Annotated in this window: 23 protein-coding genes; 14 read left to right on the top strand and 9 right to left on the bottom strand. The window is 37.3% G+C overall.

Going from position 1 to position 21,059, the window contains the following annotated elements; translation table 11 throughout:
• Positions 1 to 113: 113 nt before the first annotated feature.
• The 3 genes from FY049_RS00730 to rlmH all read right to left on the bottom strand — a co-directional run bounded on the left by FY049_RS00730 (position 114) and on the right by rlmH (position 2,436).
• Complete coding sequence (locus FY049_RS00730; protein ID WP_004717248.1) at positions 114 to 884, bottom strand: META and DUF4377 domain-containing protein; 771 nt, start codon at positions 882 to 884, stop codon at positions 114 to 116.
• A 166-nt stretch (positions 885 to 1,050) separates the two neighbouring features.
• On the bottom strand, positions 1,051 to 1,827 hold the full coding sequence (locus tag FY049_RS00725; RefSeq protein ID WP_004717246.1) for a dioxygenase family protein: 777 nt from the start codon (positions 1,825 to 1,827) through the stop codon (positions 1,051 to 1,053).
• A gap of 126 nt (positions 1,828 to 1,953) precedes the next feature.
• Positions 1,954 to 2,436, bottom strand: coding sequence for a 23S rRNA (pseudouridine(1915)-N(3))-methyltransferase RlmH (rlmH, locus tag FY049_RS00720; protein ID WP_004717243.1), 483 nt, complete (start codon positions 2,434 to 2,436; stop codon positions 1,954 to 1,956).
• A gap of 139 nt (positions 2,437 to 2,575) precedes the next feature.
• On the opposite strand from rlmH, the gene FY049_RS00715 reads away from it, so the two are divergent.
• The 3 genes from FY049_RS00715 (at position 2,576) to FY049_RS00705 (ending at position 5,116) form a co-directional block, all read left to right on the top strand.
• Complete coding sequence (locus FY049_RS00715; RefSeq protein ID WP_446082959.1) at positions 2,576 to 3,535, top strand: M28 family peptidase; 960 nt, start codon at positions 2,576 to 2,578, stop codon at positions 3,533 to 3,535.
• 80 nt (positions 3,536 to 3,615) lie between these two features.
• Positions 3,616 to 4,515 (top strand): tyrosine recombinase XerC, encoded by a 900-nt coding sequence (locus tag FY049_RS00710; RefSeq protein WP_446083156.1) that lies wholly within the window; start codon positions 3,616 to 3,618, stop codon positions 4,513 to 4,515.
• A gap of 229 nt (positions 4,516 to 4,744) precedes the next feature.
• Positions 4,745 to 5,116, top strand: a complete 372-nt coding sequence (locus tag FY049_RS00705) for a hypothetical protein (RefSeq protein WP_004717237.1) — start codon at positions 4,745 to 4,747, stop codon at positions 5,114 to 5,116.
• Positions 5,117 to 5,123: 7 nt separating this feature from the next.
• Here the strand turns inward: FY049_RS00705 and FY049_RS00700 are convergent, their stop codons facing one another.
• From FY049_RS00700 to FY049_RS00690, 3 genes are all read right to left on the bottom strand, one after another.
• The gene (locus FY049_RS00700) at positions 5,124 to 5,669 is read right to left on the bottom strand and encodes a GNAT family N-acetyltransferase (protein ID WP_056518140.1); all 546 of its coding nucleotides are present in this window, start codon (positions 5,667 to 5,669) and stop codon (positions 5,124 to 5,126) included.
• Between the two features lie 153 nt (positions 5,670 to 5,822).
• Positions 5,823 to 6,377, bottom strand: a complete 555-nt coding sequence (locus FY049_RS00695; RefSeq protein WP_446082958.1) for a GNAT family N-acetyltransferase — start codon at positions 6,375 to 6,377, stop codon at positions 5,823 to 5,825.
• Positions 6,378 to 6,401: 24 nt separating this feature from the next.
• The gene (locus FY049_RS00690) at positions 6,402 to 6,896 is read right to left on the bottom strand and encodes an Lrp/AsnC family transcriptional regulator (RefSeq protein ID WP_004717233.1); all 495 of its coding nucleotides are present in this window, start codon (positions 6,894 to 6,896) and stop codon (positions 6,402 to 6,404) included.
• Positions 6,897 to 7,012: 116 nt separating this feature from the next.
• Between FY049_RS00690 and FY049_RS00685 the strand changes: the two genes are divergently transcribed.
• The 6 genes from FY049_RS00685 (at position 7,013) to FY049_RS00660 (ending at position 15,696) form a co-directional block, all read left to right on the top strand.
• Positions 7,013 to 7,618 (top strand): LysE family translocator, encoded by a 606-nt coding sequence (locus FY049_RS00685; protein WP_056518144.1) that lies wholly within the window; start codon positions 7,013 to 7,015, stop codon positions 7,616 to 7,618.
• A gap of 483 nt (positions 7,619 to 8,101) precedes the next feature.
• Positions 8,102 to 8,854, top strand: coding sequence for an electron transfer flavoprotein subunit beta/FixA family protein (locus FY049_RS00680; RefSeq protein ID WP_004823176.1), 753 nt, complete (start codon positions 8,102 to 8,104; stop codon positions 8,852 to 8,854).
• Between the two features lie 17 nt (positions 8,855 to 8,871).
• The gene (locus tag FY049_RS00675) at positions 8,872 to 9,804 is read left to right on the top strand and encodes an FAD-binding protein (protein WP_004717227.1); all 933 of its coding nucleotides are present in this window, start codon (positions 8,872 to 8,874) and stop codon (positions 9,802 to 9,804) included.
• A gap of 734 nt (positions 9,805 to 10,538) precedes the next feature.
• Positions 10,539 to 11,357 carry a zinc ribbon domain-containing protein gene (locus FY049_RS00670; protein ID WP_228129004.1) on the top strand — a complete coding sequence of 273 codons (819 nt, stop codon included), beginning with the start codon at positions 10,539 to 10,541 and terminating at the stop codon, positions 11,355 to 11,357.
• A gap of 806 nt (positions 11,358 to 12,163) precedes the next feature.
• Entirely contained in the window at positions 12,164 to 15,187 is a 3,024-nt protein-coding gene (gene gyrA, locus FY049_RS00665) for a DNA gyrase subunit A (protein WP_056518148.1), read from the top strand.
• Positions 15,188 to 15,381: 194 nt separating this feature from the next.
• Positions 15,382 to 15,696 (top strand): hypothetical protein, encoded by a 315-nt coding sequence (locus FY049_RS00660; protein WP_056518150.1) that lies wholly within the window; start codon positions 15,382 to 15,384, stop codon positions 15,694 to 15,696.
• A gap of 56 nt (positions 15,697 to 15,752) precedes the next feature.
• Here FY049_RS00660 and FY049_RS00655 read toward each other — a convergent pair whose 3' ends face one another.
• Together FY049_RS00655 and FY049_RS00650 are read right to left on the bottom strand one after the other, a co-directional pair.
• Positions 15,753 to 16,511 (bottom strand): nitroreductase family protein, encoded by a 759-nt coding sequence (locus FY049_RS00655; RefSeq protein ID WP_262781044.1) that lies wholly within the window; start codon positions 16,509 to 16,511, stop codon positions 15,753 to 15,755.
• Between the two features lie 98 nt (positions 16,512 to 16,609).
• A complete protein-coding gene (locus FY049_RS00650) occupies positions 16,610 to 17,410 on the bottom strand; it encodes an enoyl-CoA hydratase (protein WP_004717217.1) in 801 nt (266 codons plus the stop codon).
• Between the two features lie 101 nt (positions 17,411 to 17,511).
• Between FY049_RS00650 and FY049_RS00645 the strand changes: the two genes are divergently transcribed.
• On the top strand, positions 17,512 to 18,078 hold the full coding sequence (locus tag FY049_RS00645) for a nicotinate-nicotinamide nucleotide adenylyltransferase (RefSeq protein ID WP_034612542.1): 567 nt from the start codon (positions 17,512 to 17,514) through the stop codon (positions 18,076 to 18,078).
• Positions 18,079 to 18,140: 62 nt separating this feature from the next.
• The gene (locus FY049_RS00640) at positions 18,141 to 18,704 is read left to right on the top strand and encodes a YceI family protein (RefSeq protein WP_333665951.1); all 564 of its coding nucleotides are present in this window, start codon (positions 18,141 to 18,143) and stop codon (positions 18,702 to 18,704) included.
• 109 nt (positions 18,705 to 18,813) lie between these two features.
• Here the strand turns inward: FY049_RS00640 and FY049_RS00635 are convergent, their stop codons facing one another.
• Positions 18,814 to 19,725, bottom strand: a complete 912-nt coding sequence (locus tag FY049_RS00635; protein WP_333665953.1) for a LysR family transcriptional regulator — start codon at positions 19,723 to 19,725, stop codon at positions 18,814 to 18,816.
• A 97-nt stretch (positions 19,726 to 19,822) separates the two neighbouring features.
• Here FY049_RS00635 and gstA point away from each other — a divergent pair, with 97 nt between their 5' ends.
• Genes gstA through FY049_RS00620 form a run of 3 tightly spaced genes read left to right on the top strand, consistent with a single transcriptional unit; the run spans position 19,823 to position 21,034 of the window.
• The gene (gene gstA / locus FY049_RS00630; protein ID WP_333665955.1) at positions 19,823 to 20,428 is read left to right on the top strand and encodes a glutathione transferase GstA; all 606 of its coding nucleotides are present in this window, start codon (positions 19,823 to 19,825) and stop codon (positions 20,426 to 20,428) included.
• Positions 20,429 to 20,439: 11 nt separating this feature from the next.
• A complete protein-coding gene (locus FY049_RS00625; protein WP_333665957.1) occupies positions 20,440 to 20,640 on the top strand; it encodes a tautomerase family protein in 201 nt (66 codons plus the stop codon).
• Positions 20,641 to 20,656: 16 nt separating this feature from the next.
• Positions 20,657 to 21,034 carry a nuclear transport factor 2 family protein gene (locus FY049_RS00620; RefSeq protein WP_416334341.1) on the top strand — a complete coding sequence of 126 codons (378 nt, stop codon included), beginning with the start codon at positions 20,657 to 20,659 and terminating at the stop codon, positions 21,032 to 21,034.
• Positions 21,035 to 21,059: the final 25 nt, after the last annotated feature.

Below are 21,059 nucleotides of genomic sequence, written 5' to 3'. Positions count from 1 at the left end.
ATAGAAATATTTTGATTATTTGGCTGGAAAAGCATAAAACTGATTTAAATCTAGATGTTTATAAATAGTTAAACTAAGAAAAGCTGAAGTTGAACTTCAGCTTTTCTATACAATTATTTTACAGTTTCACGTTCGATAATCATGTCTTGTACATAAGCGTATTTAGACTGATCAGCAGCTGGGTTTTTAATCTCATAACGTTTTACACGAACCACTTGGCGCTCAGCAGGGCTATGAGTAAAGCCTTCGATTTGGTCATAGAAATATGTCCAATCTTTATCTACTTGGGTTTTTACACCATTGTCAGCATATTTGATTTCGCGTACTTGTAAGCACTGCATTTTTCTTACACCAGCAGAACATTCTTTAGTTTCTGGGCTGATTTCTAAGAAAATTGTTTCACCTTGGCTTTGGTATTTAGTTTCAGGTGTCATTTTACCTGTAAATACAACTTTACCACCTGTCGCGTTTACCAAAGTAAGCGTTGGGCTTTCAGTGTTTGCTGTATCGAGTACAAATGCTGTTTTATTTGATTGGAACAATGCAGCAGCAAAACTTTCTTGTTTCATTAATTCAGGAGAACACATCATATTGGTTGATGCGATATTGCCAGTAACCAATAAACCGTTTTCAACTTTTGCACTGGTCATTAGTCGGTTACAGCCAGTCGCAACACTTAGACGTTGGTCTGCAAAATTAAGTACGATGGGTTGTTTGGTATCTGCTGGTTGATAAGACCATTGATAAGCATTTAATGTTTGCTCTGCATTACCTTGTTGTTGTAATACTTTCACAGCGGTATCACCCAATTTTTGAATATCGCCAGATTGGCAAGCCGCTAGGGCTAAAGGAAGTACAGCTAATGCTAAATATTTGAATTTCATATTCTATTCACGTTTTAAAAAACTATGCATAGGATAAACCATGAAACACTAAAAGATATGGATACAATTTATTAATTCGGTTTCAATATGTATCCATATAACTAAAAGTTAAACAATAATTAACAAATTGTTATCATTTGTGCTGAATTATGATCAATTGAATCATTTAGTCAAAACGATAAATATCCATACCTAGCGCGCCCATCGAAAAACTACTGTGCACAATACTAAAGCGATGGCCAGTACCCATTGCAAAGAAAAGAGGCGCAAAGTGTTCAAGTGTTGGGTGGTTTTTCTGTAGATAAGGAATGCTATCCCATTCCAATACAGCATCATAATTACTATGGTTGAGTTTGCTCACCACATAATTTCTAAATGTAGATGCCCATTCAGGGACATTTTCATCTTTGCCGTTCCATGACAATTCTCTTAAATTGTGAGTGATGCTGCCTGAACCAATCAATAAAATTTGTTTTTCACGGAGTGGGGCAAGTGCTTGACCAATTTGGTAGATTTGATCAGCATGCATATTCATCGGTAAAGAAATTTCAATGACAGGAATATCCGCCTCAGGATACATATGTAATAAAGGCATCCATACACCATGATCACGAGGTCGAGTACTATTTGCATGTGCAGGAAGATGAGCTTCAGCCAAGAGATGTAGAATTTCTTCCGCCAATTCAGGATTTCCTGGTGCGGGATAGCGAATCTCATACAGCGCTTGAGGAAAACCACGAAAGTCATGCCATGTTTCAGGGCGTACACCTGTATTGACTTCTAAAGCCTCACTTTCCCAGTGGGCAGACATCACCACGATGGCTTGTGGTTTTGGCAAATTTAGACCAAGACGATGTAGTGCAGGACCGACTTGTTCAGGATCTAGCGCAAGCATGGGAGAGCCATGTGAAATGAATAAACCTGGGAGTGTTTGTAAGTTCATATCTTTGTGCCTAAATGATCATTAAATACAGCGTGAATTGCCCATTCTAGCTAAAATGTATGCTCTCAATAAGCCTTTTATTTCAACAGACTGTTTCATCAATGCAACTTTTGCGCAATTACATGACTAGCCTGCACGATGATACGGATGATTATGGTTAATACTCATCGCACGATAAAGTTGTTCAATCAGCATAACCCGAACCAATGGATGGGGCAGAGTTAGTTTTGACAGTGACCAGTGCCAAGCAGCAGCTTTTCGCACGGCTTCAGAATGCCCATCTGGTCCGCCAATGGCCAGTGCAACATCATAACCCTCAAGCATCCAGCCTTTCATGGTTTCAGCCAGCTTTTCAGTACTAAATTCACGTCCGCCTACTTCAAGTGCAATCAATACTTCATTGTGTTTCAGTTGGCTGAGAATACTATCGCCCTCAATTTGGCGATATTTTAAAATATCTGCTTCGGAATCATTTTTGCCACGCTTTGCCATCGGGAGTTCAATAATTTGCGTCTGTACAAAAGGTTGGATTCTTTTGAAGTAATCCTCAAAACCAGTTAATACCCAAGCAGGCATTTTTTGACCAATGGTCAGAATACGGATTTTCATATTAACAATTTCTAACGTGGTAATTGCATCATTATAGCGTGATATTGGTTATTCTCAGGCGTACAACAAGAACTGAATGTCTAATTGCTGTTTTTTTAAATTATAGCTATACCAACACACTTTTAAATTGGATTTATACATGCAAATAGCTTATCCAAATTTTTTAAATTTAAACTATCTTTTCATTATATTGCTCAGCTGTGGGCTTTCAACATGGAGTGTCGCTGCAGAACAACGCTATGATCAGCAAGCTGAACCTGATCGTTTAAACAGTTATTTACAACAAGTGATTCACCCACAAGCGTTTCGAAATTATCAAAATATTCAAGAGCTCGATCGAGTTGCGGCATTCATTAAACAACAACTTGAACAGTTTGCGATTCCTTGTGAATACCAGCCTTATCAAGTCAAAGGCAAAACCTATCGAAATGTAATCTGTCACTTACAAATGGGTCATGCCAAAAAAGTGATTGTTGGTGCACATTATGATGTTTATGGGAGTTTCAAAGGTGCTGATGATAATGCTTCTGGTGTGGTGGGGCTAATAGAGATTGCACGAATTTTGGCAGCCAATAAAGCTAGTCTTAAACAGAATGTTGATTTTGTCTTTTATACTTTGGAAGAACCTCCGTATTTCCGTACTGAACATATGGGGAGTTATATTCATACACAATCCATTTTAAAACAAAAAGATCAAATTCAAGCGGTGTATATTTTGGAAATGATTGGATATTTTGACCATAAAAATGTTCAGGATTATCCATCGGGATTAGCTTTGTTTTATCCCAAACATGGAAATTTTATTGGTGCAGTGAGTAATTTCACTTCACGTGGTTTGGGCGAAAAATATTGTGATGCTATGAAAGCGTTAAAACGCCTTGATTGTCAAAGATTGATAGCGCCGTCATTTGTACACGGCGTGGATTTCTCAGATCATTTGAATTATTGGCGCTTCGATATCCCTGCTATTATGATCACAGATACGGCTTTTTTTAGAAATAAGCATTATCATACCCAAGAGGATACTGTTGAAAAACTCAATTTAAATAAGATGGCGGAAGTCATCAATGGTGTGGTGTATACAGTTTTACAAGACTGATATTTTTCAATCTGGTTATATCATTTGCTATTTTGATCAAAGGAGAGCTTATGCAATACGGTGCAATGCAATTGCTCTCGATGTGGATTAAGGATCGGAAAATACAGAATCAATCGGTACATACCTTAGATGCTTATTTCCGAGATGTATCCAACTTTATTGATTTTTGTTATGACAAGCAGGTTGAGTTAAAACAAGTCGAAGCTGCTGATTTAAGAGAGTATGTAGCTTATCGTGTCGAAAAAGATCAGCTTTCGACCAGTAGTTTACAACGGCATTTAACTTCAATTCGTCAGTTTATGAAGTGGGCCAAACAAGGTGGTTATTTAGAAATCAATGCAGCAGATGATTTTCAGATAAAGCGGCAAGCTCGACCATTACCAGGGATGATTGATATTGAAACGGTCAATCAAATTATGGATCAGCCCGAACCTGAAAAGCCAATAGAAAAGCAGTTGTGGTTACGAGATAAGGCTATTCTGGAATTGCTCTATTCGAGTGGCTTACGCTTGGCGGAAGTGCAAAGTTTAACCATACGAGATATTGATTTTACCCGTCATTTATTGCGTATCACGGGTAAGGGGAATAAAACTCGAATCGTACCTTTTGGCTCTAAAGCGAGAGAGAGTCTGATTGAATGGTTAAAAATCTATCGAATCTGGCAGGGGGAGTTTAGCCCTGAATCTTTGGTATTTATTACTCAACGCGGCACAAGTATTAGCCCACGTCAGATTGAAAATCGAGTCAAATATCAAGCACTACGTGCAGGGGTAAATGTTGACTTACACCCACATTTATTGCGTCACTGTTTTGCCAGTCATATGTTATCCAATAGTGGCGATCTGCGTGCAGTGCAAGAAATGCTAGGACATAGCAATTTAACCACAACACAGATTTATACCCATGTCGATTTTGATCATCTGGCACAAGTCTATGATCAAGCGCATCCAAGAGCTGCTGCATCAAAAATAAAAAATTAATTTTGAATATAAGGCTTTATTAAGCGTTGACCTTTCTATTTTGTAGCGAATAGACCTGGTGAAAAGCACAGTTGGTTTTTTAATAAAATGCATAATGCTTAAACACATTTAGCACAGAAAAAAGTCGAATAGATAATTGTTTTTAAAAATGCTCTCATGTATATCTAGGTTTGGTATTTATTCAATACATTTCTATTGATTCAATTTTGCAGAAAAATTAGGTCTTTCAATGATCCCTGAACTTGAACAAAAATATAAGCAACTGACTGACGCTCAAAAAGAAATTTTTAAGGGCTATGGCTTACGTCAAATTAAACATTTTGTAGAATTCAGCCTCCCCAAAATTGAGGCAACCTTACCGCAAGAAGGAAAAGTATTGGGTATCAATGCTGAGGGTAAAGTTCAAGCTGTAAATACCGCAACCAATCAGACCTATTTATGGATATCAGACCAACAATGGCAAGCGGCACAAACAGTGTCTAATCATATTGATTTAAAAGAAGACTTTATTGAGATTTGGCAAGTGCTGGAGCTCAAAAATCAAGATTTGATTGATTTAAGCCATATTCATCGTGATTTTTTAGCAAGCATGGCGAAATAATGCAAAACTAAAATTGAAAATCTTGTTTTTGAATTCGATAGAGCTTCTCTTCATGTAGTGGATGGTGCTCATCAAAATCAGGATGCAGAAAGTCATGAGAAAAGCTCATTCCAATTTTTTTCATGACATTTTGCGAAGCAAGATTATGTTTAGATGTAAATGCAACAATCTCTTGAAAATTCAGTTCTTCAAATGCAAATCTTAAACAAGCTTGAGCTGCCTCAGTTGCATATCCTTTATTCCAAAATTTTGGATCAAGCCGCCAGCCAATTTCTATACATGGAGAAAATTCAAATTTTGAGGGTTGTTGATGTAGTCCAACACACCCAATAAACTCTTGGGTTTCAATCAATTCAACTGCCCAAAGTCCCCAGCCTTTGATTTCGATTAAATATTTAATCTGATTTGCCAGTTCGTCACTTTGTTCACGATTTAAAATTTTGGGGAAAAATTGCATTACTTCAGGGTTTGCTGTGATTTTTGCAAAAGCATCGTAATCAGAAGCTTGCCATTGTCGAAGTAAAAGACGATCTGTACATAATTCATAAATCATTTTTATTGAACATCCTGATCAAAGTACTGCTTAGATAGAAAAGGGCGATAATTTTTAACGTATTTCCTCAGTCTTATTTAGCTCGATATGCAGATCTTTGTTTTACGATATAAAATTTTGCATCGCCCAAGATAACCCGCATATTGACCAGCGTTACAGCTTTGGATTTTGTATACAGTAAAGTACATGTTCAGCCAAAGCATGGTTTTTGTCTAAAGCGGAATGCATAAAGTTCTCGACATAATCCATACCAAGTCGTTGCATTACTTTTTCCGAAGCTTGATTCAGTACAGATGTGAAAGAAACAACCTGTTCTAAAGCTAATTTTTCAAATGCAAATGCTAAACATTGCTGAGCGGCTTCCGTCGCATAGCCCTGATGCCAATATTGTTGTGCAAATCGCCAACCAATTTCAACACAAGGAGAGAAAGTAAATTTTTCCGCTTGATTGGCTAGACCCACAAAACCGATAAATTGCTGATTTTCTTTTAACTCAACCGCCCAAAATCCCCAACCACATTCGGTAATTGAGTCTTGAAATCGATGTGCCAAAAGGTCACTTTCATTTTTTGACAAGGTCGCTGGAAAATACCGCATAACCTCTGGATCAGCATTTAAATCTGCAAAATCTTCAAAATCAAGAGCTTGCCATTGTCTAAGGATAAGTCTGGGTGTTTCTAATCGAACAGGGCGATTAAATGTTTTCATATTCACCTAATACGTATTTTTGAATTACAGATCTTCAAGAGGTAGCTGAAAGCTTTGTTTAATAATTTGACTTGGGACATCCGTTTTTACACTAGTAATACCATTCTTTTTGGTCAAATGTGTCGACTGAAATTTACGATAGCTTTCTAAATCAGGTACTACCACTTTTAACATCGCATCACATTCACCCAGAATAATATAACACTCCATGACCTGAGGCAGTTCTTTCATTGCTTCAATAAAGGTATCAATGGTTTCAGCATCTTGGCCTAACAACCAGATTCTTGAGAATAACATCAATTGAAAGCCAATTTTTTGTGGATCCACCACTGTTGTATAGTTTTGGATAACTTTGGCTTCTTCTAAGAGTCGAACTCGTCTTAGACATGATGAGGGCGAGAGCCCAATCTCACGAGCAAGATCATTATTTTGGATTCGACCATTGGCTTGTAAAGCACGAATGATATTTTTATCAATACGGTCTAGCTTAATTAGAATAGTCTTAGATGAAATTTTCATAAATTAGAATTTAATTTGAAAAATAATCATCATTATAGAATATTTGAAATCCTATTTTAAGCATTTTAAAAGATACTGTTTTCTTCTCGCAGTCAAACTTCAGAAAGGGAAAAGAGATGTCTGTATTTGTACTTTTTGCCTTAACGGTACTTCCGTTAATTTTCACACCAGGACCAGATATGTTATTTATCCTGTCACAAGTGATAGGTAAAGATGCGAAAGCAGGCATGATGGCGACAATCGGTATTTGTTCTGGCTATCTGGTTCATTCGATTCTGGTTGCGCTTGGAATTGCTGCAATTATTGTTTCATTCCCAGTATTGTTTGAGACGATTCGATATTTGGGGATCGCCTATTTATTGTATTTGGCATTTCATTTGATTAAATCAGTATTTAGCCAAAAGACATTACGTATTGAACAGAAAGCAGTTTCAAATCCTATTCGCAAAGGCTTTGTTACTGCATTGTTGAATCCAAAAGGCATGTTGATCTATTTTGCGATTTTGCCACAATTTATCGATAAATCAGGCAACACTGTGTTTCAAGGCTTAGCCTTGTCAGCAATTTTTATTGCTTTGATATTCTTGGTGTATTGTGGTTTGAGCCTTTTGATTGCTCAATTGACCAAAGAGCAGCACATCAATGAACGTAAGCAAAAATGGATTGATGGTGGTTCAGGGACTTTGTTGACCATTGCAGCCGCATGGTTATTGGCAAATTAATCCAAACAGAAACAAACGGGTGATTCTGAAAAGAAGCCCGTTTTTGTATATTTAGTATTTTGTTACAAGTTTAATGCCAAAAAGTTCACAAATTTAATCAATAAACATACTTAGAAAAATTGCTGAATCTGTCTAAAATGACAGAGTGTAGCAGTATCGATGAACGGGTGGTGTCATCCCTTTGATTGATTGATAATTTATCTTAATTCTTTTGATTATTTATACAGAATCTATACAAATAATGTTATTTATCAATATATAAATATTATCGAAATAGTAGCCTTACGTGTCTAAGTTAAAATATTTAGAAAAAATGTGAACTGTACGTTCAAGCTTTTTTATGACTTTTTACAGCAGTTTTGCGAATTGTGACTTGACCGAAATGCCAATCACATTGCAAGATAGGACACCTAAATAATTTTAAATGAAGCGTTATTATAACTCTTCTTAACATTTACTTTTGCTAAAACAGCCGAGGATTACATGAAGGCTCTTGTTGCTGTAAAACGTGTGGTTGATGCCAACGTTAAAGTTCGCGTTAAACCGGACAATAGTGGGGTAGACCTTACTAACGTTAAAATGTCAATTAACCCATTCGATGAAATCGCAGTTGAAGAAGCGGTTCGCTTAAAAGAAAAAGGAACAGTTTCAGAAATCGTTGTTGTTTCTATTGGACCAAAAGAAGCGCAAGAACAAATTCGTTCTGCTATGGCGCTTGGTGCAGACCGCGGTATTTTAGTTGAGGCTGATGACAGTCAACTTGGCGCTTTAGAAGTTGCTAAAATCCTAAAAGCTGTTGTTGAACAAGAACAACCACAACTTGTGCTTTTAGGTAAGCAAGCAATTGATGATGACTCTAACCAAGTTGGTCAAATGTTGGGTGCTTTACTTGGCGCTGGTCAAGGTACATTTGCTTCTGTAGTAACTGTAAATGGCGATAAAGTTCAAGTAACTCGTGAAGTTGATGGTGGTTTACAAACTGTTGAGTTAAATACTCCAGCGATCATCACCACTGACTTACGTTTGAATGAGCCACGTTATGCTGCGCTTCCAAACATTATGAAAGCACGTAAAAAGCCACTTGATACGAAAACTCCTGCAGATTTCGGTGTTACAGCAACTTCTAAACTTAAAACAGTTAAAGTTGAACCACCTGCAGAGCGTAAAGCTGGTGTACAAGTGAAGTCTGTAGACGAGCTTGTTGAAAAACTTAAAAATGAAGCGAAAGTGATCTAATACAGAAGGATAAAATCATGAGTATTTTAGTTATCGCTGAGCACGACAATAAGACACTTAACGGTGCAACTTTAAACGTTGTTGCTGCGGCTCAAAAAATCGGTGGTGATATCACTGTATTGGTTGCAGGTTCTGGTGCTCAAGCAGTTGCAGATGCTGCTGCGAAAGTTGCTGGTGTAAGCAAAGTTTTGCTTGCTGATGATGCAGCTTATGCAAACCAATTGGCTGAAAACGTAGCGAAACTTGTTGCTGAATTAGGTAAAGGATATTCACATATCCTTGCTGCTTCAACAACTACAGGTAAGAATATCTTGCCACGCGCTGCTGCACTTTTAGACTCAAGCATGATTACTGACATCATTGCTGTTGAAGGTCCTAAAACTTTCAAACGTCCAATTTATGCAGGTAATGCAATTGCTACAGTTCAATCTGACGAAGCAATTGTTCTTGCAACTGTACGTGGTACAGCTTTTGATCCTGTTGCTGCTGAAGGCGGTTCTGCTGCAGTTGAATCTGCAGCTTCTACAGGTGATGCAGGTATTTCTAAGTTCATTTCTGAAGAAATTGTGAAATCAGAACGTCCTGAATTAACTGCTGCGCGTATCGTTGTATCGGGTGGTCGTGGTGTTGGTTCTGGTGAGAACTATCATAAAGTACTTGATCCACTTGCTGACAAGCTTAGTGCTGCTCAAGGTGCTTCACGTGCTGCGGTTGATGCTGGCTTCGTTCCTAACGATATGCAAGTTGGTCAAACTGGTAAAATCGTTGCGCCTGATCTCTACATCGCTGTAGGTATTTCTGGTGCGATCCAGCATTTGGCAGGTATGAAAGATTCTAAAGTGATTGTTGCAATCAACAAAGATGAAGAAGCACCAATCAATGCTGTAGCTGACTACTGGTTAGTTGGTGATTTGAATACTGTTGTTCCTGAATTAGTTTCTAAACTTTAATTCTCGAATTAAGTTTCAAAAAACGCGCTTAGGATTTCCTAAGTGCGTTTTTTTATTTTAGAAATTTATTGAATACGTAGATGGATGGTGTGCACGGATAAATAAAGTCGTGATGGTGGGTTATTCTCTATTCAAATAAAGAAACTCTGAGTAGCTTCTCTCATCAGCCCTTTTTATAGTGTAAATCAATTTAAAAGCTCCTTTATCGTCATTTTTTCCCATAGGTATAAGGAACCTTGCAAAACTAATATGATTCACGCTATATGATCTTTTCTTGATTTATAAAAGTGGTTTTAAACATAAGCTGTCATAAAATAAAAACAGTGATCAAAAATGCTATTTTCATTTTTTCTGATCTTAAGTTTTATGTTTAAGATGCTGTATCTTGAGTGATTATTTTATCAATAAGTAATTGATGTAGGGAGATCAATGCTTTGGCTAAAAGAACAAGAGAGAATCAGTGGATAAATACCTTGAAGTCCAATTTTAAACCCGATAAGATCAAAGCATAAACACAATTAAATTTTCAATCGTATACTGGCGACATACAGAAAATTCCAGTGTAAATCAGCTATTACAGATACAACATCGTATTTAATCCTGTAGTGGCTTTTGACCATTTTTTTAATTCTATACTTATTGGCGCGTTAGAGTGGCTGATTCTGTCGTTTTAGACGCTGCGCTTTTCCATTACTGCTCAATTCCATATCATCTCACCTAGAATAGCTATAAATATGAAGTGTCCCAAATGTTACGCTGAGAATATCAATGAAGCCATGAAATGTGGTGTTTGTGGTACTCGTTTAAAACATGTTAAACAGACCAACGATTTGACAGGCAATAGCAATGTTGAATTTTCTGTACGCCGTGAAAATAAGCAAGGACAGTCAAATCCCACGCATAATATAAAACCTCGTCAGACTCCGCCGAACAATGAAACAGAAAGCAATCAGCATACATCTGTAGGTGATAAGGCGAGTGCGTTACTTGAATCATGGCAGCAGAAAGTCGTAAATACACAAAGAGAGTCTCAAAATCAGCCTAAAAAGAAAAATTTTAAAATTGTCTGGATACTTTTAGCCGTATTTATGTTTGGTCCCGCAGTGCTTGGGGTTATTTCAAGTGTGGTTATCCCTATTGTGATGTCTGTAATTGGGTCATCCAATCAAGATGACGCTGCGACAACAGATGAAGCACTACCTGCAAGTGAAGAGGTGGTGTCTAACGAATACCAAGCACGTTATTTTGATATGCAAGCTTATCAAGCGCGTTTAGTACAGTATTATGACGCCAAGCATCGTTTTGCGACGAGCCTAAAAGATATTGAAAAGTTTGAACAGACCCAGTTTAGTGATTTTATTTTTGATCAAATTGAAATCACACAGCAAGGGATTTTAGTGGGTAAATTCACTGATGCGCCTGCAAGCCGAATATATATGGTTCCACAGCTTGAAAATAATCAAATTCGTGATTGGCAGTGTTATCGCGTAGCAATCAGTGATGATTTGCTGCAACACTGTGAATTGCTTCAGGCAGATCCATATAAATTATAGAAATTTACAACACTCTATATTTGGATGTGTTTAGATTTTTCTGATCAGTGGGGTTGGACTCCGTATTGCTTTGCTCATATTTTTTGCCATATCGGATTTTATATGGCAATTTTCAAGTTTGAGTTGTTTTAATCGATCCGAAATAAAACTGTTTGATGTGATTTATTTTTTACTGATAAACAAAGGGTCTGTTGACAATTCGTCTACGTTTGCGACTACGAGTGGTTTTTAGATGATACAAGGTACGAAATATGAAATTTAGTCATTCTAAATGATGAGAAACATCGTTTCACAAGGAAACGACGTAGCGGTAAAAACCACTCTAGTCCCGAAGGGTTGTGGCTAAAATTATCTCAGCCTGTGTTATGAAACTCGAAAATAGTCTCGCTATTCTCATCGTTTCACGCCTTGCCTGCTCAATTTTAGCCTACAACGCAAGCCATTTATGAAATGTCAATAGACCCTAAAAAACAGTGAATGAAGCACGCTAGTGAGTATGATTGGATAGATAAAAACAGGTCAGGTTTTGAGATAAAAATACCCATTCATTTATAAATTTAGCGATGCTTGATTGACCGCCTAATCAGGTGGTTTTTTATTGTCAATAAATCGTTAAAATTGTTTAAAAATACTACAAAAAATCATGATTATAGTGTGGTCGGATAGGCACAAAATCGCTTGGTTTTATGCTATACTGTGCGACTGAATTTTAGATTTTGGCTCAACGCTTTTTGAGCTAAATTTTGACTAGCTAGATTATATAAATGAGCAGTTGCTGCTTGCACTGTTTGTAATAAGGAGTATGCATGAGCGTATCGGAAATTAGACCGATTGCCATTGAGGATGAACTAAAAAGCTCATATCTCGATTATGCCATGAGTGTTATTGTATCTCGTGCATTACCAGACGTGAGAGATGGTTTAAAACCTGTTCATCGTCGTGTGCTGTTCGCTATGCACGAGTTAGGCAACGACTATAACAAAGCCTATAAAAAATCTGCGCGTGTTGTTGGTGACGTAATCGGTAAATATCACCCACATGGTGATTCAGCTGTTTATGAAACAATTGTTCGTATGGCTCAAGATTTTAGCCTACGTTATCAATTGGTTGATGGTCAGGGTAACTTTGGTTCTGTCGATGGTGACAGCGCAGCAGCAATGCGTTATACCGAAGTCCGTATGCGTAAGCTCACCCATGAAATGTTGGCTGACTTAGAAAAAGATACAGTCGAGTGGGAAGATAACTACGATGGCTCTGAGCGTATTCCTCAGGTTATGCCAACACGTATTCCTAACTTATTGATCAATGGTGTGACAGGTATTGCTGTCGGTATGGCGACCAACATGGCGCCACACAACATGACAGAAGTAGTTAATGCATGTTTGGCTTATGCAAATAATCCGAACATCTCAATTGAAGGATTGATGGAATATATTTCTGGTCCAGATTTCCCTACAGGCGGGATTATCTATGGTAAATCAGGAATTGTAGATGCTTACCGTACAGGTAAAGGTCGTTTACATATTCGTGGTAAATACCATTTTGAAGAAGACCAAAAAACTGGTCGTACGACGATTGTTTTCACTGAAATTCCTTATCAGGTCAATAAAGCAAGAACCATTGAACGTATTGCTGAATTGGTAAAAGAGAAAAAACTTGAAGGTATTTCAGAACTTCGAGACGAATCTGATAAAGACGGGATGCGTATTGCAATTGACTTAAAGCGTGGCGAAAACGCTGAAGTTATTGTCAATAACTTATTTTTAAATACTCAACTTGAAAATTCATTCAGTATCAACATGGTTTGCCTAGACAATGGCCAACCTAAACTGATGAATTTAAAAGACATCATTGCGGCATTTATTCGTCACCGTCAAGAAGTGGTGACACGCCGTACCATGTTTGAATTACGTAAAGCGCGTGAGCGTGGTCATATCTTAGAAGGTTTGACTGTTGCTTTAGCCAATATTGATGAAATCATCGAAACCATTAAGACTTCTGCGAATCCAGCTGAAGCACGCGAGCGTTTACTTGCTGGCGAATGGGCGGGTGGAAATGTTGTTGCATTGCTAGAAAAAGCAGGCGCGATTTCAGTTCGTCCGGATGAGATCGAAGGTGAAGATCCAAGTCGTCCATTTGGTTTGGATGGTCAGCTTTATCGTTTATCTCCAGCTCAGGTTGGTGCAATTTTAGAATTACGTTTACATCGTTTAACCGGTCTTGAACAAGATAAGTTACAAGCTGAATATTCTGAAATTTTAGCTCAAATTGCTGAACTTACAGCAATTTTAAATGACTTCAATCTTTTGATGAATGTGATTCGTGAAGAACTTGCATTGGTTCTTCAACAGTATGGCGATGCACGTAAAACGGATATTGTTGAATCACGTATTGATTTTTCTCGTGAAGATTTAATCCCAGAAGAGCAAGTTGTTTTAACTGTTTCAAAAACAGGTTATGCAAAAACTCAACCATTGTCTGATTATGCTGCACAGCGCCGTGGTGGACGTGGTAAATCTGCAACTTCGATGAAAGAAGATGATTATATTCAACATTTAATCGTGACATCGAACCATGCAACTGTATTGTGCTTTACCAATGTAGGTAAAGTTTATCGCTTAAGAGTATTTGAAGTACCTCAAGCGTCACGTGGTGCAAAAGGCCGCCCAATGGTGAACTTATTACCACTGGATGCAGAAGAGACTATTACAGCGATTCTTCCTGTAATTGATGCTCCGAAGAAATTTACCGAGCGTTTAACTGAGTTTAGAACTTTTGTCCGTGCCAACGTTGCTCAACTGCGTGAAAACACAATTATCGACTCACATTATGAAGCACTAAAAGCTGCGTTTGCAGAGCTTGGTGAAAATCCAGATGACTTATCAGATGCTTTACGTAAGCAACTCAAAGAAATTGGTATTGAGCTTTCTGCTTCTGATCTTGATGATGAATTAATTGCTGAATTTGCTGAACGTGTAGAAAGTGTGCGTAAAAACTTCTATGTATTTATGGCAACAGCATCAGGTACAGTAAAACGTGTTGAATTAGAGCAGTTTGGTAATGTTCGTTCAAATGGTTTACGTGCGATTGAGTTGAAAGAAGAAGATACTTTAATTGGTGTTGCAATTACTGATGGTGAACAGCAAATCATGTTGTTCTCAAATGAAGGTAAAGCAATTCGTTTCTCTGAAACTGATGCTCGTGTGATGGGTCGTACTGCGAAAGGTGTTCGTGGTATGCGTGTGGCATTGGCTGCGGCACAAACAGAAGAAGATGTTGAAGTTGATGTAGATTCAGATGATGAAGATACTTCAGATTCAAATACCAATGTGGTTAGCCGAATCGTTTCGTTAGTTGTTGTACCAGAAACTGGCGAAGTATTATGTGCTTCTGCAAATGGTTATGGTAAACGTACACCAGTAGATGACTTCCCAACCAAAAAACGTGGTGGTAAAGGTGTTATTGCCATTAAAACATCTGAACGTAATGGTGAGTTAGTGGGTGCTGTTGCCATCGATGAATCTAAAGAATTGATGTTGATTTCTGATGGTGGAACGCTGGTTCGTACCCGTGCTTCTGAAGTAGCGAGAACAGGTCGTAATGCCCAAGGTGTCCGTTTGATCCGCCTAGGTAATGAAGAAGTCTTGGTCGGTGTGGTTGCAGTTGAAGCTGTCGAAGCCGATGATGAGATTATCGATCAGTTAGATGCGATCGAAGGCGAGACTGCTTTAGAGTCAGAGAGTTTAATTGATTCTGAAAAATTAGTTGATGATGAAACTGTTATGGATGAAGGTGAAACTGAGTCTGATAATACTGAATCTGACGAGTAATTTTTAGGGAAATAAGAAGAGCGCTTAGGCGCTCTTTTTTTTGTATTCTGATCAAGCTTATAAAATCTACAGTTCTGATTAAATCTTATCAATTGAGCTAACTATACACAGTTTTTTTCTAACGAAAACCAAATAAAAAATAAATAAAAGTAAATGCGAACAAAGCTATAATCGAGTTTTTGAACATAAAATAAATGCTTAAATTGATCTACTACGTTCCAGAATCACACCTTGAAGCAACCAAGCTTGCAATTTTTAAAGCAGGAGCGGGTGGTATTGGCGATTATGAACATTGTGCTTGGCAAGTGTTAGGAACAGGTCAATTTAAACCGTTAAGTGGTGCAAAGCCTTTTATAGGCGAGTTAGATCATTTGGAGCAACTGCCTGAATGGCGAGTGGAAACCATCGTTCCTGAAGATAAGGCAAAACAAGTGGCAATCGCTTTAAAAGCAAGTCATCCTTATGAAGAACCTGCTTTTGAGTTTATTCAAATGGTTGATATTGAATAATAGTTTAAAAATCTCAACCCTCTTCTGAATAGAGAGGGGGTATTGATTAGCTAAAATTAAACTTTTTGAATAAACAAATCACGATCAAAACGGTATTGTGGGAAGAATACGCCATCTTCAGCACGTTCACCAGCACTAATCACCATGACTGGAAATTCTTTATCACCTAGATTGAGGATCTTACGAACTAAGGGTTCATCAAAACCTTCCATCATGCAACTGTCAAAACCATAAGCACGTAGAGCCAATACCAAGTTTTCACAAGCCAAGGCTGTCGTTTTACTGGCCCAAAGCTTTGCATCAGCTGGGTTAAACGCAGTCACAGGGAGTTGTTTATCTAACGTGCGTGCAACTTTAAAAGCCACTTTTTTAAAGTTACCTAAAGCATTGAGATAACCTGTTTTATAGTTATATGCGATAAATTTATAATATTGTTTTACCGCTCTTGGCGCTTCAGGCATTGGGAAATGGGTTAAATTGTTTTTTGCCATTTCATCAATACGGTCAATACGTGCCACACATACAATCAGTTCTGCTGCTGTTTTTGCTGATAATTGGCTTAAACAAGCTTTGACTAATTTATTCTTTTTCGCTTGAGACTGAACCACATAGAACGTCCAAGGCTGTAGATTTGATGAGTTTGGTGCCAATAAAGCCAAATCTAAACAAGCATCTAAAACATCGGCAGGGATTTGCTTTTCAGTGTATTTACGTACTGAGCGACGACTTTCTATGACTTTACGGAAATTTTCAATATCGATATCTTGTGGAGCGGGTTCGTAATAGCGCTTCTTGGTCATTGTATCTTGTGACATGATCTTTACCCATAATTAAATGAACTGTTTTATTGGATTCAAAATGACCAAAGCCACTGAATAATACTCATGCAGTGGCTTTGATCAGATTCACTCAATTAATTAAATTGAGAGAAATTTGGCTTACGCTTTTGCATAAATGCAGCAACGGCCTCAGCCATTTCAGGTGATTTAACGCGTTGCATAAAGATCACCGCTTCATCATCCACGCATTGAATAATCTCTTCAAGATTATGTTTCATTAACGCTTTGGTTTGCTTGATCGAAGCCAATGGAAGTGCTGCAAGGGTTTGTGCTTGATGTAAAGCGTGACCATATACATCATCTTCAATACTATTGATTAAGCCAGCATTGAGTGCTTTTTCACTGTTAAATTTTTGCGCAGTTAACAGCAATTCAGCCGCTTTATGATATCCCGCTTGTTGAATCAACAGTTTGCTTGAAGCACCCTCTGGAGAAAGTCCTAAGCTGACAAATGGAATTTGGAACAGGGCTGTATTGTCTGCATAAACGAGGTCAGCATGTAAAAGTACTGTTACTCCGATCCCAATCGCTACACCACGGACTGCACAGATCAATGGTTTAGATAATCGTGCAGCAGATTTTAATAATACAAATGGAGGGCCATCACCTTCTTTACCTTCAAGTGGTTGTTGAATGAAAGCCATAAAGTCTTTCATATCATTACCCGCACTAAAGTCAGCATCTGCACCACGTAAGATCACTACACGAACATCACGATCTTGATCAGCTTCATCTAAGGCTTTTGCAATCCATAGATACAATTCACCATACAGTGCATTTTTTGCTTCTGGTCGATTAATTGCTAAAGTCAGTACACCATTCTCTAAATTTGCGTTTAAATGTTGATGTGGCTGTTGAATACAACTAAGTGTCATCGTACTATCCTTGCTTTAAAATTTAATTGGATTTTATGCCCTCATTATGTCGCATATTTGAAATTCTGTTGCAACTGATGAGTTCATAAAAAATTACTTTTATGACTTATAAATTTGATTATCTTGTTTATATTGGACGTTTTCAGCCCTTTCATCTCGCGCATATGCAAACCATTAAAATTGCATTACAACAAAGCCAATATGTAATTTTGGCCTTGGGTTCTGCGCAAAATGAACGAAATACTAAAAATCCTTTTCTGGCATCAGAACGGGAACAAATGATTTTGTCTAATTTTTCTGAAGCGGATCAAAAACGAATCAAATTTGTACATGTTATTGATGTTTATAACGATACTAAATGGGTAGAGCTGGTTAAGTCCTTGGTCAATGCTACTGTTTTAGAGACCGATAAGATTGGTTTAATTGGTCACTTTAAAGATGATTCATCTTATTACTTAAAACTATTTCCAGAATGGCAAATGGTTGAACTGGATAGTTTAGTCGGCTCTATTTCTGCGACCCCGTTACGTGAAGCGTATTATCGTGGTGAAATTTATCAGGTCGAATTTCCTTTGGGCACAGCTGAGTTTTTAGAAAAGTTTCAGAAAACGGAAATTTACCAACAATTAAAGTACAAATACCAAACGCAAGACAAATCAAATCTTTAATGTTTTTTGTGTGCATTGCAATACACTGAATAGAAATATATAGAATATGAATGGAGTATTGCATGCAGTTTAAATCAGTCATTATAAATGGGGCGTTATTGGGTAGCTTTGTTATTTCGATTTCAAGTTATGCCGCGTCTTGGACATTGACCCCCAATAGTGATGTTGGATTTCATATCGACTCATTGGGTATGAACATTGTCAAAGGGCAGTTTAAACGTGTTCAATCTTCTCTTAACTTTGATACGAGCACTCCGCAAAAGGCATCTACTGAATTTGTGATGGATGTAAATAGCCTCAGCATTAATAAATCTTCCTTGAAAAACATAATTATGGGTGAAGACTTATTTTATGCTGCTAAATATCCGTCCGCTTCTTTTAAAAGTACGGCATTTAAACCGCTTGCTAATAATAAATATCTAATTTCAGGTAATTTAACCTTGCGTAATGTCACTAAGCCTGTAACTTTTAATGCGACAATTAAACCCAATCTAAATAATCCAAAATTGCTGGATTTTAGTTCTACTACAGTCATAAAGCGTAGTGATTTCGGAATGAAAAAAGCTGTGGGTGGCGTTGGAGAAAAAGTGAATATCCAAGTGTCTGGGCAGTGGAAAGCACAATAGAAAATATCAGACCTAGAAAAGATCAAAGATAGAAAAGATCAAAGATAGAAAAGACCAGGGTGCGGTATTTTTTTTAATCTCATCGTTATTTCGAGCCAGTTTTTTGAGTCTAATATTTTAGATATTCAATTAAAAAATCAATGAATAAGCGGATGTGTCGTTGTTCATATTTATTCTTAGGATAAAGCAGGGAAAATTGCCGTTGAGTACCTGAATATTGTTGTAGGACTTCTACCAGCTTTCCTTGTTTTAAATCATTTTCAATAATAAAACGACAGGTTTGCAATAGACCACCACCATGTTGAGCTAAGGTAATGGTCGCTAAAATATCTTCACTGCAATTCAAGTGTCCTTGCGTTTGAATCTCTACAACTTCATTTTCAATGAGCATAGACCAAGGCACTTCTTTTCCTGTGCTAGGTAAGATAAATTGAATACATTGATGATGCTGTAAATCGGCAATCTCAGTAGGTGTGCCATGTTTCTTTAAGTATTCAGGAGAGGCGACAATCAGCAAGTCGGCTTTTTCTAAACAACGAGCAATTAAATTGGATTCAGGCACATTACGCCCCCGAATTGCAAGATCAAAACCTTCCGTAATGAAATCTACATTTTTATTGGTGAGCTGTATATCCAAGTTAATTTCAGGGTAAAGCTGCTGAAATTTAGGTAAGAGAGGTAGAACTCTAAAGTGACCAAAAGGTGTCGGTAAACTCATCCTGATTGTTCCAGAAGGTTGAGCTGATTTATTTTTTAATCTTAATTCAACCTCAGCAATTTGTTTGAGTGCCTGCTGACATTCTAAGAAATATTCCTCACCCGCTTGGGTTAAACGAACATTGCGTGTTGTTCGATTAAACAGTTGAATTCCTAAGCGACCTTCTAAACGAGCAATTGATCGACTTACCGCTGCGGGTGTCAAACCAGCTTGATAGGCAGCCTTGGAAAAACTTCGCTGTTCTGCAACGAGACAAAATATTTCAACACTACTCAACATTGTTCGTTTTAATGTTGTGTTCATTATATACACCATGTAATAACTGAATTGATATTATGAGTATTTATTGTTCATGATGTTAAGAATAGCATGAAGTTAAAGTCACTAAAGGAATAAGTAGATGCAACTTTTTTACACAGCGGGTGCATGTTCACTTGCCCCTCATATCGTATTACAAGAAATTAACCAAGATTTTAATTTAGTGAATGTTTCTTTTAAAAATCATCAGACAGAACAAGGTCAGGATTTTTTGAAAATTAACCCGAAAGGCCAAGTGCCATTTTTAATCAGTGATGATGGCTTGCATTTGAGTGAGGGTGCGATCATTAGCCAATATTTGGCTGAGGTTGCTAAACGTAGTGATTTATTACCTACATTTGGCGATTTAAAGCGCTATAAAGTATTGGAGTGGATGAACTATATTAGTTCGGAATTACATAAATCGTATGCACCATTTTTTCAAAAAGGGTTTGATGATACGAGTAAAAATATTTTCAAAGAGAAATTATTAAAACAATATACATGGGTCGACGAGCAAATTCATGATTCAGAAAATCTGTTGGGGCAAGCATTTACCATTGCAGAGATTTACTTATTTGTTGTGACTCGTTGGGTAACATTTATCAATTTGGACTTAAGTCATTTGAAATCTTTACAAGCTTTTATGGAGCAAATGCAACAACATCCATCTGTACAAAAAGCAATGCAAGCTGAAGGTCTTCTTTAGGAGAAACATCCATGCCATATATTCTAATTCAAGTGACAGATGAAGGGGTGACTCAAGCGCAAAAGAAGCAATTGATTCAAGGTGCAACTGAGTTGTTGGTGAATGTGTTGAATAAGGATCCTGAAAAAACATTTGTAGTGATTGATGAAGTGCATACCGACAATTGGGGGGTGGCAGGGCAAACTGTAACAGAGATACGCCAAAAATCATAAAGACAATGGAGAGTATATTATGTCTAAAACATTAGAGGATATACAGCAACTTATTCAATTGTATTTTGACGGTTTATACAACTGTGATATTGCTAAATTGCAGCAAATTTTTCACGCTAAAGCATGTTATGTTTCTGCAGTTGAAGAGCCACTGGTTATTTTAACGATGTCTGAATATTTTGCTATTGTTGAAAAGCGCATTTCTCCTTCATCTTTAAAGCAAGTAAGAAAAGATAAAATTTGTTCCATTCAAATACTGAGTGAAACTACCGCAGTTGTAAGCTTGGAATGTGTCATTGAACCAAAGTATTTTTATGATGTTTTAACATTGGTTTTTAGTGAAAATCGCTGGTGGATTATTTCTAAAGTTTTTCATTATAAATTATTAAAATAAGATACTTTAATTTGGGTCGAGTCGT

It is taken from the genome of Acinetobacter sp. 1125_18A (assembly GCF_052824985.1).
The sequence above is the reverse complement of the archived record's forward strand: the minus strand, read 5'-3'. Positions and strand labels throughout refer to the sequence as shown.